11 protein-coding genes and 1 rRNA gene are annotated in these 16792 nt (G+C 57.5%); 4 read left to right on the forward strand and 8 right to left on the reverse strand.

From position 1 onward, the window contains the following. Window positions 1-41: 41 nt before the first annotated feature. The 4 genes from F4X08_01510 to F4X08_01525 all read right to left on the reverse strand — a co-directional run bounded on the left by F4X08_01510 (window position 42) and on the right by F4X08_01525 (window position 6427). Entirely contained in the window at window positions 42-2774 is a 2733-nt protein-coding gene (locus tag F4X08_01510; protein ID MYD24480.1) for a tetratricopeptide repeat protein, read from the reverse strand. Between the two features lie 56 nt (window positions 2775-2830). Continuing rightward, on the reverse strand, window positions 2831-5371 hold the full coding sequence (locus tag F4X08_01515; GenBank protein ID MYD24481.1) for a DNA internalization-related competence protein ComEC/Rec2: 2541 nt from the start codon (window positions 5369-5371) through the stop codon (window positions 2831-2833). Window positions 5372-5546: 175 nt separating this feature from the next. Then, the gene (locus tag F4X08_01520; GenBank protein MYD24482.1) at window positions 5547-5762 is read right to left on the reverse strand and encodes a hypothetical protein; all 216 of its coding nucleotides are present in this window, start codon (window positions 5760-5762) and stop codon (window positions 5547-5549) included. Between the two features lie 17 nt (window positions 5763-5779). Continuing rightward, window positions 5780-6427: an ABC transporter ATP-binding protein gene (locus F4X08_01525; protein MYD24483.1), complete on the reverse strand. Its 648-nt coding sequence runs from the start codon at window positions 6425-6427 to the stop codon at window positions 5780-5782. 141 nt (window positions 6428-6568) lie between these two features. Between F4X08_01525 and F4X08_01530 the strand changes: the two genes are divergently transcribed. After that, window positions 6569-7801, forward strand: coding sequence for a TonB family protein (locus F4X08_01530; GenBank protein ID MYD24484.1), 1233 nt, complete (start codon window positions 6569-6571; stop codon window positions 7799-7801). 38 nt (window positions 7802-7839) lie between these two features. Here F4X08_01530 and F4X08_01535 read toward each other — a convergent pair whose 3' ends face one another. The 4 genes from F4X08_01535 to F4X08_01550 all read right to left on the reverse strand — a co-directional run bounded on the left by F4X08_01535 (window position 7840) and on the right by F4X08_01550 (window position 13919). Beyond that, entirely contained in the window at window positions 7840-9723 is a 1884-nt protein-coding gene (locus F4X08_01535) for a sigma-70 family RNA polymerase sigma factor (protein MYD24485.1), read from the reverse strand. A 337-nt stretch (window positions 9724-10060) separates the two neighbouring features. After that, complete coding sequence (locus F4X08_01540) at window positions 10061-11932, reverse strand: sigma-70 family RNA polymerase sigma factor (GenBank protein ID MYD24486.1); 1872 nt, start codon at window positions 11930-11932, stop codon at window positions 10061-10063. A gap of 33 nt (window positions 11933-11965) precedes the next feature. After that, the gene (locus tag F4X08_01545) at window positions 11966-12970 is read right to left on the reverse strand and encodes a DUF4932 domain-containing protein (protein MYD24487.1); all 1005 of its coding nucleotides are present in this window, start codon (window positions 12968-12970) and stop codon (window positions 11966-11968) included. Window positions 12971-13028: 58 nt separating this feature from the next. Beyond that, complete coding sequence (locus F4X08_01550; protein MYD24488.1) at window positions 13029-13919, reverse strand: hypothetical protein; 891 nt, start codon at window positions 13917-13919, stop codon at window positions 13029-13031. Between the two features lie 350 nt (window positions 13920-14269). Here F4X08_01550 and F4X08_01555 point away from each other — a divergent pair, with 350 nt between their 5' ends. From F4X08_01555 to F4X08_01565, 3 genes are all read left to right on the forward strand, one after another. After that, a complete protein-coding gene (locus tag F4X08_01555; GenBank protein MYD24489.1) occupies window positions 14270-14764 on the forward strand; it encodes a TlpA family protein disulfide reductase in 495 nt (164 codons plus the stop codon). Window positions 14765-14834: 70 nt separating this feature from the next. After that, window positions 14835-15899 (forward strand): lipoyl synthase, encoded by a 1065-nt coding sequence (gene lipA, locus F4X08_01560; protein ID MYD24490.1) that lies wholly within the window; start codon window positions 14835-14837, stop codon window positions 15897-15899. 343 nt (window positions 15900-16242) lie between these two features. Continuing rightward, window positions 16243-16792 (forward strand): 16S ribosomal RNA (locus F4X08_01565); the annotation flags it as partial.

Consider the following 16792-nt stretch of genomic DNA (forward strand, 5'->3'; position numbering starts at 1 on the left):
ATCGCAACGTTAAAACCGGCCCGAAGGGCAGGCCTGCGCGTTCACTCCAGCGACCGGAGCAGGACTTCCTGGGCGGCTTCGAAACCCGGTGCGTCCTCCAGGGCTTTCAGCGCGGCCTTCCTGGCGTCGTCCTTCCTTCCCGCCGCCAGGTATGCGCGGGCCAGGTCGTACTGCGCCTGCACCCGGTCGGTGGTCTCGACCGCCAGCACGGCTTCATATTCAGGCACGGCCAGGTCCGGCCTTCCATCCCGTTCGTACAAACCGGCGCGCATCTTTCGGATCTCGGCGTCGAAGGGATCGATCATGACGGCCCGTTCCAGGATGCGGAGGGCGTCCCCGCGCCGGCCTTCCCCGGCGTAGAGCCCGGCCAGGGTCTTGCAGGATTCGATGTCGTCCTCGTCGACGGCGGTGAGGGCCTCGAGGGCCTCCATCGCCGCTTCCGTGTTCCCCTGTTCGAGGTAGATCTCCGCCAGCAGTGCGTGGGGACTGCCGGCATGGGTGTAGTTTGCGAAGAGGGTCCGGGCGCGTTCAAGCGGCGTGATGGCTTCTTCATACCGTTTCTGCATGTGCAACGCCTGGCCCAGCATCAGGTGGGCGTAGAAACTCTCCGGATGATCGGCCGCCATCGCCTCCAGTTCGGCCATGGTCGGCTTCTCGTCGCGCGACGGCTTGAATTGCAGGACGCGCCGGAGCCCGGCGATTCGCTTTTCGGTATAGTCCGCGAAAGCCCGGTCGAAGTCTTCCATGGACCGGCCCGTTACCTCGCGAACGACTTCGGCGGTGGTCCGATTCCGGTTGTACAGGTCCAGCATGCTCCGGACCGCCTCGAATCCGAAGGTGTCCACCATGTATTCCACGACGATCGAGGCCTGGTAGTAGGAAAGGACGATCTGGTTCCGTGACTTCGGCCGGGTGAAACCCCGGTTCAGTTCGCTGACGGCGAGCAATTCGCCCTGGACCGCCGCCTCGGTGAACTCCGCTTCCAGGTCCATGTCCCATTCCGGGCGGGCGAGACGCGTCTCGTAGACGGCGATGCCTTCCGCCAGCCAGCGGGGGATGCGGTTGCGCGTCTGCTGCAGATGGGTGACGTGGACGTACTCGTGCCAGAGCGTCTGCCCCCAGTTGAACGTCCCCTTCGGCCGGGCCCTGGGCGAATTTGCCACCACCACTTCGCCGAAGCAGACCCCCAGCAGGCCGCCCGTTCCCGGCACGCCGGCGATGCGCACCATGAAGTCGTCGTTGTCCGGCAACATCTCTACATGGACGTGCCCACCCGGCGTGAATCCGTACCGCGGGGCGATCGTCCGGTGGGCTTCTTCGAGCAGATCGAGGGCCAGCTTTCCGTACACGGCGTCTTCGTCCCGGTGGATCTTCAAGATAAACGGACCACTTTCCCGGGTCTCGAAATCTTCAAAGGAATCGAGCAGCTCCAGCGTGTTGTAGGTACGGGTGTCGAAGGGGTCTCGGTCGAAGGCCTGTTCCAGCATCCGCCGGGCCTCATCCATCTCGCCGACCCGGGTCAGGCTGATCCCCAACCCGGCATAGGCCGACCAGAGCGCGGGGTCGGTCTCGATCGCCCGGCGGCCCATCTCCACGGACTCCCGGAACCGGTAGCGCCGCGTGAGGTGGTTCGCGATGATTTCGTACATCCGGCCATAGGAAGGATTGATGTCCATGACACGCTGCCGGGCGGCTTCGAATTCGGCCTGGCGGCCCTGACCGTGGTAAGCGGCCGCCAGGAGGGCATGGGTTCCGGGTGATTCCGGGTTGACCTCCAGGGCTTGGTCCAGCTGGCCGATCGCATTATCATAGGCCTCGTCCGTCAGGTGAAGCCCCGCGAGGAAATGGCGTCCCTCCATGAGCGAGGGATTTATCGCTAGTGCCTTCCGTACCACGGCTTCCGCCGGCAGCGGCTGTTTCTCCGCAAGCGCCTCGGCCAGGCCGATCAGCGCGGGCGGATATCCGGAGTCGATCTTCAGCGCGTCCTCGAAAATCCCGGTCGCTTCCGCGCGGTTGTGCTTGTCGAGGAAGAGGCGCCCCCACGCTACGTAGGCATCGAGGTGCTCGCTGTCGACACGGGTGGCCGCGGCCAGAAAAGAGTTGGCCTCGTGAGAAAGTTCCAGGTACCGCGCGGCGAGCCCCGCGGCCAGCAGGTTCGGCGCGTTCGCAGGCCCTTGTGTTCCCGTGTCCCTCAGGACTTCGCGGCACAGTTCGAGGCCCTCCTCGGTCCTGCCCGTCGTGAAATACACCTCCGCGAGCCGAACGGTAGCCAGCGCCAGCCCGCCCTGGCGAGACCGGGCGGCAGCCAGCACGGATTCTGCCTCGACATGCCGCCCCACGTGCAGGAGAAGCCTGCCGAGCAACGCGCGCATCTCGCCCGTGTCGGCGGTCGCGGCTTGCGAATGGTTCGTCGCGCCCGCATCGCTTGTCGCGTCCGCTTGCCCCACTGCGCTCTTCAGGAGTTCGACTGCCTGCACATACTGTCCGACGGACGCGTGAAGCCGCGCAAGTGCCAGGATCGTCTCGTTGTGTCGCACCTGCTCATCACGACTGCCGGTCCCGGCGTTGCGCAGGCGGGCGTTCTGCCGCGAAACTTCCGTCTGGAGTTCCCCGATCCGGTCCACGTAGCGCTGGCGCGCCGCGCGGCCTTCCTCGATCGCTTCTTTGAAGGCGGCGCCGTCCTGGGCGGTTGCGTCCTGGGCGGTTGCAGCGGGAGGTGTTTCCACCGCGGCGAGCAGCAGAAACACCATGAACACGCGGGCGGTTCTGATCATATTGGACCGGGCAGGAATGTGGAGTTAAATATATGTTTGATAATGACTTATGTGCGTTACCGGAATATAGAAAGAGGGGATTTTCCTGTCAAGAGAAACCCATCCACTACTTGGCGGGGTGTAGGGCCGATGGGTGCTGGCGGCGCAAAGTGCGCCATGTCCCAGGACCGGCCGTTGCTGCGGATCATGACCGCGCCGCCCTCGTCCGTTCGAAACACCTCGGCTCCCCGCCGCCTGTACCGCTCGATGACCTCGGGCGAAGGATGGCCGAAGTTGTTGTATATGCCGGCGGAAACGGCCACCGCCTCCGGGTCGACGGCGTTCAGGAAGGCTGATCCGCTCGACGATTTGCTTCCGTGATGGGGTGATTTGAGGACTGTGCTTTTTAGGGAGGACGGCCGGCGAACAGTCGCGGCCTCGCCTTTTTCCTCGATGTCGCCGGTCAGCAGCATGCTAAACGCGCCAAGGGACAGGCGCAGGACCACGGACACCTCGTTGGAGCTGGACTTCGCCGCGCCGGTCAGGAACAGGGGGTCCGGATGGAGAAACAGGCCGCGCACGCCGCCCAGTGCCGCGAGGGTGTCCCCCTTCACGACCGCGCGGTAAGGGATGCCTTGCCGGTCGACAGCCTCGCGCCAGGCCCGGTAAGAACCGGATTCCGAACCGACGCCGCTTGAAAGGACTTCGCCCACTTCGACGGACTCCACAACGGCCCGGAGTCCGCCGTAGTGGTCCAGGTCGGGATGGGTGACGATGATCGTATCCACGCGGCGATATCCCTTCGCACGCATGAAGGGCAGGATGACGCGGGCGCCTGCGTCGTAGAAGGGCGTACGGGCGCCGCCGTCGACCAGGAGGGTGTGCCCGTTGGGACAGGCAACGAAAATGGCGTCCCCCTGACCAACGTCGAGGACGGTGATCCTCAGCGACCGGTCGGGCAACAGGTTGTAACAGAAGAGCAGTAGGCAGAGGGCCACCAGCCCCTGCCGTGCCCGCCGCGCCCGGACCCCATCCGGTTTCCAGAGCAGTAGCAGGCCCGCGCCGTAGAAGGATGCGAAGAAGAGGGTGGAAGGCGCCGGCACCTCGACCAGCGCGGACGGCGCGTCGGAGAAGGCCGTCGAGAGATGGATCATGGCGAAGAGGACCAGTGCGTTGGCCGCGCTGAAGAGTCGGGCGATTTCGATGGCCAGGGGGCCGGTCAGGGCGGTGAGTACGCCGAAGGTTGTATTCAGGAACACCAGCGGCCCGATGAAGAGATTCGCCACCGCCGACATCCAGGAAACCTGGTAGAACGTACCCGCCACCACGGGCAGCGCGCCTAGTTGCGCCGCGACCGAGACCAGCAGCCCGTCCCGCAGCCACCGGGCCCACCATTTCTCCGACCGGGAAATCCGTTCGGGGAGCAGTTCCTTCATCCTGGGATATCCCGTGATGATGGCATAGGTCGCCAGGAAGGAAAGCTGGAAGCTCAGGTCGAAGAGGGCCGAAGGCCAGATCAGTAGAATGACGATAGCCGCCACGGCCAGGATGTTGACGGTGTCGGTCTGACGGTCCAGCTGGCGGCCCGCCAGGAAGAGCGCTGCCATGATCGTGGCCCGGATGACCGACGGCGTCAGGTTGGTGATGAAGGCGTAGAGCACCAGGACGCCCAGCGTGCCGGCGACGACGATGTTCCTCGGCAGTCTCAGGACGGACAGTAGCGTGTAAATCACCAGCGTGATCAGCCCGACATGCAGTCCGGACACGACCAGGATGTGGGCCAGCCCGATCGTCCTGAAAGTCTGGAGCAGTTCCTCGGGCAGCTGCCGCCGCTCGCCCAGCAGGATGCCTTTCAGCAGGGCGGCGGAATCGCCCCGCATGGTCCGGTCGATGGACCGGTCGATGCTGTTGCGCAACGGATCGATGACCCCGGTCTGCCAGGTGAAGGACGTGTTGCGCCGCGTAACGCGATAGCCCGCCTCATCGCGCACGCTCATCAGCGCATGGACTCCCCTGCTCGTGTAGTAGGTCCGCGCATCGAACCCACCGGGGTTCCGCGCGGGTTGAGGGCTGCGCAGGCGTCCCGATACGAGGACGCGGTCACCGTAACGGCCGGGATCGATGCCGCTGGTCAGGCGGACCTGCAGACGTCCCGTTGCCGGCGCCATGCCTGTGGCGGCTGCCCCTCCCGAGGCCGGCGCCATGCCAGCCGATCCTGCCCGGATCCGCGATTCCCTCAATGTCCGCCCGGTGCCCGTCAGCGAGATGGCGTCCACGTCCACCGTGACCAGGGTGAAACGTTCCCTTGCATCGGGCGATCGGACGATCGTCCCGGCCAGCACATGCCGCTGCCGCTGGTCGCAGAATCGCCGGATGTCGTTCGCGGGCACGACCCGCACCTGCACCGCGTACCAGAAGGCGCCCGCGAACACGAGACCCAGGGCCATGCAGACCCGAAGGGCCAAAGCGTCGTTCCCACAGGTCCGGTAGAACGCGTAACCCGCCGCGATGACCGCGATTGCACCCAGCGCAAAGAGGACGGGCGATACGTGGACGCGGTGTCCCAGCAGAATCCCGATGACAAAGCACACCGCGATGAAAAGGGCCGGGCGTTGCATGGTGAGCGTTTACTTCCCCTGTTCAAGCAAAATGCGCTCGAGCCGGCTTCCCTTCGCCTCGCGCCAGAAGAAGATGAAGGCGGTCAGCAGGATCAGGGGCTGAGCCCAGAGATGTACGTTTTCCATGATGCTCCTTTCTTGGGGTTGCAAGTCGAACGTGGATGACCTAGACCATTCAGTTCTTCGTATCCGATTCAATGGGGTTGCTTTTCCGTACGAACGCCTCAAACAGCCCTTCTATCCGGGAAACGCGCTCGCCTAAATGCGAAATCCGTTCCTCGATCTGCGAGACCCGCTCAGAGAGTTGAGAAATCCGCATGTCGAGGCTGCGCCAGACGAAGAGCAGGATCCCGATCACAACCACATTGCTTATGACGTTGGTAGCGTCCATGTTTAGCTCCTTTCTAGTCATTCAGAACTTTCCGACCGGTCCTCCTCAATCACGCCGTCGCACAACCTGATGATCCTCCTGCAGTGCCTGGCGACGTGCGCTTCGTGCGTCACCAGTACGATCGTATGTCCTTCCCCGTTCAGCCGGTCAAATATCGCCATGATCTCCTCTCCGGTCCCGCTGTCCAGGTTTCCTGTGGGCTCGTCCGCCAGGATGATGGACGGCTCGCTGACCAGCGCGCGGGCGATGGCCACGCGCTGGCGCTGCCCGCCCGACATCTCGTTGGGCCGGTGGCGGGCGCGGTCGCTCACGCCCACCGCTTCCATGGCTTCCATGGAGCGCCAATGCCGTTCCCTGCTGTCCATGCCGCGGTAGAGGAGCGGCAGTTCCACGTTGTGCAGCGCGTCCATTCTCGGGAGAAGATTGAAGGCCTGGAACACGAACCCAATCATCCGGTTCCGGATGAAGGCCTGTTCGTCGTCCGTGAGATCTCCGACGGACCGGCCGTCGAGGGCGTACCTGCCCGCCGTGGGCGTGTCCAGGCAGCCCAGGATGTTCATCAGGGTGGACTTTCCGGATCCCGAACGGCCCATCACGGCCACGTATTCGCTCCGGTTGATGGTGGCGGATACCCCCCGGAGCGCGGGAATACGGCCGTCTCCCATCGGGAAGGACTTATGCAATCCCTCGATGGAGATCAGGGATGGAGAATGAAAGGAATGACGCACGACGCCTCCCTGTGACCGGGTGTGTGATTCGGTGCTATACAGGAATGGTCGTGTTTACGTGGGGGAATCTCGTGGGGAATGAGGATTTTTATGGAAGCTTACAAGACAGCGTGTGAGTCGTCAGTGAATACTTCGTTGCATGCGGGAACCAGTTCAGTTGACGGGACGTTTGCATCCCTGTACCATAGTTATCCCAATACAAATGTTGTTTTTCCTAAAATTAACGTCCCTGACCGGGTTATTGCCCCAAACCAAGGAAACAGCGACATGTCCACACCTGACTCACGCACGAACACTCGGCTGTACCTTTACGTCGCTTTTGCCGTCCTCGTCGCATTGAGCGCCGTCCTCCTCTGGCACAATGACCGGCAAAGGCAGGACGTTCAAAACCTGCAGCACAGTCTGTACAACGCCCAGGTGAGAATCCGTGTACTGCAGGCAGAGAAGATCTTCGGCACGCCGTTTATTGCCCCCTTCGCCGCGGTAGACCAGGAAGGCCAACCTGCTACATTGCCGAATCTGGGCAACGGGCACCAGCTCCTCTTGTTATTCGGGCCGCGGCACAATCCACTCATCCTCGATCTGATGTCTTCATTTAGATCGGTGCTCGGGGACAATGTTCCGGTCATCGGCGTTCTCCAGGGAGAATCGGCCGATGAGATCGCGCCGATCGTGGAGAAATTCAGGCTCCAATTCCCGGTGTACCTGGCCGTCGATTCTCCCTTTGAACTGCCGCGTGTACCCCACGGTGTGTTGATTGATGGGGTCGGCAACGTGTTGCACCTGGCACCCATCGGGTCCGATACCCCATCGGTGGAAGGACAAATCTCGGAATTTGCGCAGATGGTGAGGCGACTGGAATCGGATGTCCAACCGGACATGGCCGTCCGACTGGTACCGACGGTTCCGCCGGATCAGGAAGGAAGTCCACCGGACCAGGCTGTACAATCGGCCATGGAGGCCGATCGGTTGGCAGACGAAAGAGCCGGGATTTACCGTCCCAACACGGTGGACACGCTAGGCGAGATTTTGTATTTCCCCAAACTCCCCACCGAAGCCGTCGATCTCAATTTCAATGGCGATGTTGTGGTGCAACTCGTCGTAGCTACGAATGGCAACGTGGTGGCGGCACTCGTGGAAAAACCATCGGGTCGCGCCGAGGTGGACTCTTTGATACTGAACGAAGCTCAAAAAATGGTCTTTACGCCGGCAGTACATGACGGAGCCCGCGTAAAGTTTCGCACGGTGATGCCATTTATGTTCAGGACAAGAGCCCCAGCTCCTGTCGAGGAGGCCGTTACGGAGGAGTGAGGGGTGGGGCAGGTCTCGCAGTCTACTTAACGGTCAAATCAATGGTGTTTTCCGTTCTTCGTCACTTCGAATTCGACGGTGCCGCTTTCGGTAATGACCGTGATGTCGGGATCTGAAAGATCTTGGGTTGTCGCAAAGGACATCCAGTATTCGTTGTGCGGCCATGATGAAATTACGGGTATTCTCTTCTTTAATTCTCCATACTTCGCTACACCGCAAATCGTATGCATGACCAGGCTGGTGTTTTTTACACTACTTTCGTCCAACATTAGGCCAACGTCACCGGAAACAGATCGTACGTAGCATCGGTGCCCGATGTTGCGGCTACCCTGTGACAACCGGGTACAGCCATAGCGGTTGTAAATGGCTATATCTCCCTCCAGGTCAAGCGCGCTCAAGTTCATACATCCTACGTCGATATCCACTCCACCCTTGACCGATTCGATGATCCCTTCGTTCTGATAGGGATTTCGTCTGAACGTGTCGTTGTCCAGGCTACAACCTCCATCTCCGTACCCGTACATGCGCTGGAACAACGATCCGTCTACACTTCGTATTTCCGAGAAATTGCTGTTGAAAAGGAACACGTCACCTGTGATCTCGTTTACCCGGCAGGTTGAGCAGGCGTAAGCCATTAGTGAACCATCCAGACCATCGACATTTACCCGATCGGATCTGAAAACCGAGATATTCATGCCGGCTGGAACCGAAACCGAGACGTGGCAGTAGGTCGCAGGTCCGTATACCCTGGTGCTATCAGACTGCATAGAACGGAATATACGCTCTACCTTGTCTGACACGGCATCTCTTGTCATTCTGATGGGTCGCGCCTCTGAAGCATGAACCGTGATCCGCATCGATTTCCTAAGGGATTTCTCCGAAGGTTCCGGCAACGGCAGAAACAGATTGATTTCATGCTTCGAATCCGGTAAGGCGTCGACCATTTTCACCCCGCACAGCCTTTCATCGAACATACTTTCGTTCTCCAGGTCGCGCCTCCAGTATTTACTGATAGGTTCAGTGTACGGGACGTTATCGGGAAACCAGGACTTGACGCCGAGAAACAACGCTCCGTCGTGGGGGCCTGTTTCCAGATAGTTTTCGACCTGGTCATGAGATATATGTAAGCCGTCGAGGTTACCTCGCGCTTCTTCCTCCGTCAGGCCCAACGCGATCTTCGAACCTTTAATTACAACTTGATCACCTTCAGCCTGACTGATCTCGACCTCCGTATTCACGCCGCAATAGAGGACGATGTTTTCCACGTCTCCCATATCGATCTTTTCTTCGAAGTCTTCTCTGGCGATCTTGCAGAGTACATCCTGCACATCCTCGGTGACATCGATCTGGCTCATGACAAGGGTCTCCTGTTCCTGGGACGATAACGCGTTTTTAAGTCGGATTCGGGATTGATAGAGCCGTCCTTTCACCGTCGATTCTGGAATGTCCAGAAAGGCGGCGATTTCTTTCAGTGTAAAACCTGTGTAATAGTACAGATTGACGACCCGGCGATAGTGTTCGGGCAGTCTGTCGACTTCGTCCCAAAGCTCAAGGCTCTCGATGTAATTTCGATGGATCCGGTTCGCCTGGGGGTATTCACCACGGTTGTGTTCGGATTCCGGATCGATGCGGACCAGGTGACTGACTTTCTGCCGACGGCGCCATTCCTTGCAACAATTGACGACGATTCGATGCAGCCAACTGCCGAAGACGGACGGGTCCTTCAACTGCGACAACTTGCAGTAGGCGGCCACAAAGGCGTCCTGTACCACGTCCTCCGCGTCTGTCCGGTCCCGAAGGAAACCCATGGCCACGGCGAATGCGGCGTTCTGGTACCGCCGGACCAGCGGCTCAAAGGCGTCGGCGTTTCCTGCCAGGCACTGCAGGATGCTGTAAGCGTCATCGTGGGCAGTAGTCGTCATAGGATTGGCTCGTACTAGATAGGATAAACGGAAGAGTTACATAGAATAAGACGACCCTGCGGCCTCAAAGGTTAAAATCCGGATCGTGGAGTTGCTGCATGCTGTCGTGCGGATACGTTCTGTAGAGTTGAAATGCGGTCCATTTTACCGTAGGGAATGGCATTTCGAGGCCGACAACGGAAATTTGGTGTCGGTTCGTAGTGAAAGGTTCAGTTTCGAAAGGATGCAAGACTCATGCCCGGTATCGCAAGTGCGTTCAGATTCCTAAAGGCATAGTCTATTTTGGATGGAAGACCTCAAACGTGGAGTCATCTGCGGCGTTCGAGTTCTATTTTATTTACTTCGAATCTGGGCCATTTAACAACTCGACTTCGGCTGTGCCACTTTCTGTAAGAAGCAGATAGTCCGCTTGGGTTGTATCGTACGTAGTTCCAGCTGTGATGCGATGTCCGTCGTTGTACGTCGAATACATCCGCATTTCGTTCTTCGCCTTACCCAATTTCAAGACGCCACAGCGCGTATACATCACCAGGCTGACCTTCTTTGCAAGGCTTTCATCCAGCACCAGTTTTGTCTCCCCTGATACAGTCCTGAGGTTACACCGGGTCCCGGATTCCCGGGATGACTGGTAAAAGCGGGTTGTACCGAATCGATTGTAAATGGATACGTCACCCGCCAAATCCTGAGCATCCAATACTAAACGACCGACATCGATATCTACACCACCCTTTACGTTGGAGAGTTTTCCTTCCCACACATCCTTGTTACGTATAGTTCCCTCAAGGTAGTTCGCGGCACCGAATTCATACATGCGCTGGCAAAACATACCACCTACTTCATGTATATCCGAAAACATGCTGTTGAACAGGTACACATCCTTCGCGATATCAGTTATCTGGCAGGATTGGCAGGCATATACCATCAGACTACCATTCAACCCCTCCGCGTTGATTCGTTTCGCTCTGAACACCGAAATGTTCTTTCCGGCCGGAACCTCAATGGAAACATGACAGTACGAAGCCGGTCCAAAAACCTTTGAAGCATCGGACCAGTAAACCTGAAAGACGTCCTTGATACTTCCCGTCAAGGCAGTATTAGGTACATGAATCGGCCGTACTTCCATCGTGTGAACCGATATTCGCACTGATTTGCTCAAGCTCTCTCGCGCTTTTTTCGGTAGCGGAGGAAACGCATCGATATCAGATTTCAGGTCCGGATACAAATCGACCAACCTGACGCCGTTACACACTTCGTCCAGCATCCAGTTGTTCATCAGATCCCGTCTCCAGTGGTCGCTGATCCGGCTGGTCATGGCTGTGTTTTCGTTGCCTGATGAATCTACACCGACGAAAAGTTCGCCTTCATGGGGACCGGATTTATAGAAATCATCGACTGTATCGTGAGAAACGGCAAATCCGCCAAGGTTGTGGCGTGCCTCTTCGTCGGTATAGCCAAGTCCGATTTTCGACCCTCTGACAAGCAATTGCTCTCCTTCGGTCCGGATGATTTCCACTTCCGTACTGACGCCGCAATAAAGGACGATGTTTTCTACGTCTCCCATGTCGATCGTTTCTTCTAAATCCTCCCTGGCAAGCTTGCAAACGACATCCTGAACTTCCGCCGTTACATCGATCTGGCTCATGGCGATGGACTCCTTTTCCTGGAGCGACAGCGCTTCTCGCAGACGGATCCGTGACTGGTAAAGCCTCCCTCTTGCGGTCGATTCGGGGATATCCAGGAAGGCGGCAATTTCCTTCAGTGAAAAGCCCGTGTAGTAGTACAGTGAGACAACATCACGGTAGTGTACGGGCAACTTCTCAACAACATTCCATAGTTCAAGACGCTCGATGTATTTTCGATGAATACGATCCGACATGGCGTGTTCATCGCGTAATCCATCGGAATTCGCATCAACGCGGACTCTACGACCGATCTTGCTACGGCGGATCCACTCCTTGCATCGGTTGACAACGATTCGGTGAAACCAACTGCCGAAAACGGCCGGATCTTTCAGTTGCGATAGTTTACAGAAGGCCGAGATGAAGGCATCCTGTACCACATCCTCGGCATCTGACCGGTTTTGGAGGTATCCCAATGCCACGGCGAAAGCGGCGTTCTGATATCGCCGGACTAACGGTTCGAAGGCGTTCGCGTTTCCGTCCAGGCAAAGCCGGACGTTATAGGTGTCGTCGTTTGTGCGTGTCGACATGTTCGAATCAAATCGAGTTCTGAATACTGACGGTCATTCGAGATAGGTATCCAAAGCCTTCAGCAATGCAGGATAGTAATCTTCGAAGGTCTGATTTTGAATATGATGCTGCTCGTAATCCTCAAGTGCGCGTAAAAGGGCAGGGAGGTAGCGAAATCCCTTTTCTATATCCCGCACGAGTAAACGATCACCGTGTTTCGGACCCCATTCGCGGTGAAACAATCGAGATGTAATGGCGCGGATCAAATGTTCGTTAAGGCATATCTCCCAATCTCCGTAACCACCCGTTTTTGCCATTTTCTCCAGAATTGGATCTAACAACAGAGCATACTTCCCAATGTCGGGGCGATGTCGTTCAGTAACGGGATTAACGAACGAATGGCCGAACTCATGCCAGATGAGTTCCAGCAATTCGTCCCTGGTTCCGAACACCGGGATACCATCAACCGATCCAACCGGCCCGATTACGCTGAAAATGGACAGCCTGTTATCAGGGTTTCGAACACGAGGCCCGATTCCACCGTGTTGAAACAAGGGACTTAAAACCAGATTGTAGTCCTGTTGTCGCATTCCGTAGTATCGTTCCAGGACGTCGATCAAATTCTTACTGTTCAGCGTTTTAGCAACTGTGTCGATTAAGGATTGGTAATATAAGGTTTGGCTTTCAAAAAAAGTGCCGAAGTCTGATTGGATCGCAAAACCACTTAGTAGTTCGTAGAACGTTCGAAACCGGGTTTCGTCTTGAAATGCTCGAATGTAGTATTCGTAGTTTTCGAAGGGGAATTGAGGCGTAAGTTCCGGCGGTTTCGACAGCGACAACACCGGACTCAGGTAGGCGTCCGAGTAAGTGCGATGCTCTGTAATTTCTTTAAACAGTTTGACTGCCTCATGGGTTTTAAATGGTGAAAAGTAATCCCGCATGGACTGGGAATACGCCACGTCGTACCTGGTTAGTCCTTCATAATCGCACAGCAACTTTATGGTGATGACAAGTTCAATTCTGGGATCTACGTCGATGTTCAAACTGGCCATCACCATGTCTCCGTTTTTTGGGACGAAGGAGCGGGTATAGCTCGATCTGAGATACCTAATGTGTTTAATGACCGTAACCACTATCCTTCAAAAATCGAAGCGCGTCGGGACTGTTCTTAATCGAGAGAATGCCTTCTATAGCCGCCTTTTTGTCGGTCGTCTTCTCGTAGTAAGCTTCACATATCTTGTAACCCGCGTAGTATCCCAGGTCGGCCGGCCTTTCTGCTGTGGACCTGCCTCCGTTGTATAGCCAGTTGTCGAAGTTGGTTTGTAGCATGTCTTTCGAGAACGATTCCCACAGTTCAGATTCGTGAGCATCTCCATACACGTGCAAATGGGGATTTATGTGTTTTCCGGTTGCCAGCTCTCCAAGAAAGTCGGCGGCACCTTCGTTTATAGACTGACCCAGTAGTGTGTTATCTCCATAATCATAGGCCTGCTGTGTGTGCATAAGTTCGTGAATAACGATATATGGAATGTCTTCTACAGGTCTGAGGACTTCAAAATACCACTCGGTCAGTTCGTCCGTGGGGAGATCGTCCGTTCGACAGGAAATCTCGGTCCCAATTAAAAGGCCATTGCTCGATGTCGTTCCTCCAGAAGTCATTTTACCGATCAGAAAGTACACGTCTGGGTAAACCGCTTTGTCGTACAGTTGCTTCCAGTTGTGCATATACCCGCGGATCTGATCGGTTAAGTCCAATACACGGTTTGAGCTCTCCCTTATTGAAGCGTAATACCTCGGCCGGGCTTCGATTACCTCGACCAACCCCTCCGCGCTTTCGATTCTGGCGTCGATGAAATCCTTAAGACCGATACTGCCCTTTGCGAAGTATTCCGATTCGAAAATGTTGATCTTTTCTTCCGTAGTCTTGCCTTCCGACAGATCGTACGCCAGCCAGAAATGATCGATATCGGTAGTAACCAACCGGACTTCATCGGGATCGCTATTCATCGAGGAGAACCTCCCGGCCTGTTTGTTGTATGTGTTGGTTGCTCAGTGAGAGACACAACCTTCTGATAGTTAAGACGTTTCAGAACCCCGGTTAATCAAATTCATATCTACTGATTCTAAAAATCCGCCTATGGAAGTCCATACACGATCGTAATAGTGACCATTTTTATCGAGTGTTTTGTCTTCGATCTGGTGGTATGTTCTCTTACTTTCCCCACCCACCGAATCATTGACACCGGCCCCATATCCCCTATATTCATTATTAGTAGTACTACATATATAGTCATATATAATCGAAGCATGGTTTGAACCTGGCATCACTCAATTTTCAACCTGAACGGGAGTAATCCATGGCGTTCCTGGAAGCCGGGGTCGCGGCCCCGGAAGTCGCGCTGGAAGACGTGGACGGCAATTCGACATCGCTGGCTGACCAGGCGAACGGCGGCTGGCTGCTGGCGGTCTTCTACAAGGTGGGCTGCGGGACCTGCAAGTTCAGCGCCCCTTATTTCGAGAAGATCCACCAGGCCTACGGCGGCAACGGTGGATTCCGGGTGCTCGGCGTCTCGCAGGACACGCCGGAGGACACGCAGGCGTTCATGTACGAGTACGAAGCGTCCTTCCCGAATGTGTACGACACGACCCACTGGGCTTCATCGGATTTCGGACTGACGAACGTGCCGACGTGGTTTCTCATGGACGAGGGCGGCGGCATACTCGACAGCAACACGGGCTTCTGCCGGACCGACCTGAACGACCTGTCGAAGACCATCGCGGGCCACCTCGACGAGGAGGCCGTGGTCATTTCGCCGGGGGACGACGGCGCGCCCGAAATGAAACCTGGATGAGGCTCGAAACAACCGGTCGGGCCTCGACCGTAACCCGGATAGCAAAGAGCAAGTAAAGTACCTGACATCCATGGCGGCCGCTTCGGCGCGGAACGACGGTTCACGGCGCCGGAGGGTCGCTTTTTGTTCCTGTAGAGCCATGAGCGAAACAACCAACTCCCACGTGCCCAAGCCCCCGTGGCTCAAGGTGCGCCTGAAGCAGGGGCCGAACTTCCAGGAATTGAAGCGGCTGGTGGGGGACAACCGGCTCCACACCATCTGCGAGAGCGCCCAGTGCCCTAACATCTGGGAATGCTGGGAGCAGCGCACCGCAACCTTCATGATCCTGGGCGACATCTGCACGCGCAGCTGCGGGTTCTGCGCGGTGAAGACGGGCCGGCCGGACCAGGGGCTGGATTGGGACGAGCCCGAGCGAGTGGCCGGGGCCGTGGAGAAGCTGGGCCTGCGGTTCGCCGTGATTACCTCGGTAAACCGGGACGAGCGGGCCGACGGCGGCGCGCCGATCTTCGCGAAGACGATCCGGGCCATCCGGCGCCGGTGCCCGGGTGTGGGCGTGGAGGTGCTCATCCCGGACTTCAAGGGCTCGGAATCGGCGCTTCAGACCGTGCTCGATGCCCGTCCCGACCTGCTCAATCACAACCTGGAGACGGTGCCGGACCTGTACCGGACCGTGCGGCCCCAGGCTCGGTACGACCAGTCGCTGGAGCTGCTCGAACGCGCGAAGGCCCGCGGCGCGAAGACCAAGACGGGCATCATGGTGGGGCTCGGCGAGACCGGCGAAGCCGTCCATGCCCTGATGCGCGACGTGGCCGCGGTGAACTGCGACATCCTCACGGTGGGACAGTACCTGCAGCCGACGAAGAAGCATCTGCCGGTACGCAAGCACTATCATCCGGACGAATTCGCCCGGTTCAAGCAGGCGGGCGAGGCGTACGGCATCCCGCACGTGGAGTCCGGCCCCCTGGTCCGCAGCTCCTACCACGCGGCCGACCAGGCGGAAAGCGTGGGAAATGGGCAGGCGGGCGACGCGGCATCAGGTAACGGTGGCGGTCAGGCCGCAAATGAGAATGGCGGGCTTGCGGGTGGCGCCGCCACGGACAACAACGGACTGCTGACCATAGAACCGGCCACGTAGTCCCGAGCCTGAGCCGGTCTGGAACTAACCGGCAGCCGACTCCGTAATCCTGGGCGAAAATCGGGCAGCGTGGGAGCCCCGAAATCCGGCAACTTGAAGCCGTAAATTAGGGCTCCGTCTCGGCCCCCGAATCCGTTTGTAAAACGCACGTTTGGTCAACAGGAATTAAAAATAAAGAAACCTGTTGACTTCAACTACCCGGCTGTGTATCTTGCGCGGGTTGCGGTAAGTTTACGCTCTTTGAAAACATGGCAGCGTGCATGTCCTTAAGTCGTCTGACAAGGCTCTCCGGATCCGTCCGGGGAGTTCACAGCAGATGCAATTCCAGATTGGACTTTTCTTATATGGAGAGTTTGATCCTGGCTCAGAACTAACGCTGGCGGCGTGTCTTAGTCATGCAAGTCGAACGAGAAAGCGTTCTTCGGAACGTGAGTACAGTGGCGGACGGGTGAGTAACACGTGGGGAACCTGCCCTCAAGCTGGGAACAACCCGCCTAACGGCGGGCTAATACCGAATGTGGTTGTCAGTCCGCATGGTATGACAACTAAAGGTGGCCTCTCCTTGGAAGCTACCGCTTGTGGATGGCCCCGCGCTCAATTAGCTAGTTGGTAGGGTAACGGCCTACCAAGGCGACGATTGATAGCCGACCTGAGAGGGTGATCGGCCACACTGGGATTGAGATAAGGCCCAGTCTCCTACGGGAGCCAGCAGTCTAGAAATTTGGGCAATGGGCGAAAGCCTGACCCAGCGACGCCGCGTGGGGGATGAAGCTTCTCGGAGTGTAAACCCCTGTTAGGTGGGACGAAAGCCCGTATACGAATAGTAGGCGGGTTTGACGGTACCACCAGAGGAAGCTCCGGCTAACTCCGTGCCAGCAGCCGCGGTAATACGG

The sequence above is a fragment of the Gemmatimonadota bacterium genome (assembly GCA_009841265.1).
In the GTDB taxonomy this organism is placed as follows: Bacteria; JAAXHH01; JAAXHH01; order JAAXHH01; family JAAXHH01; genus JAAXHH01.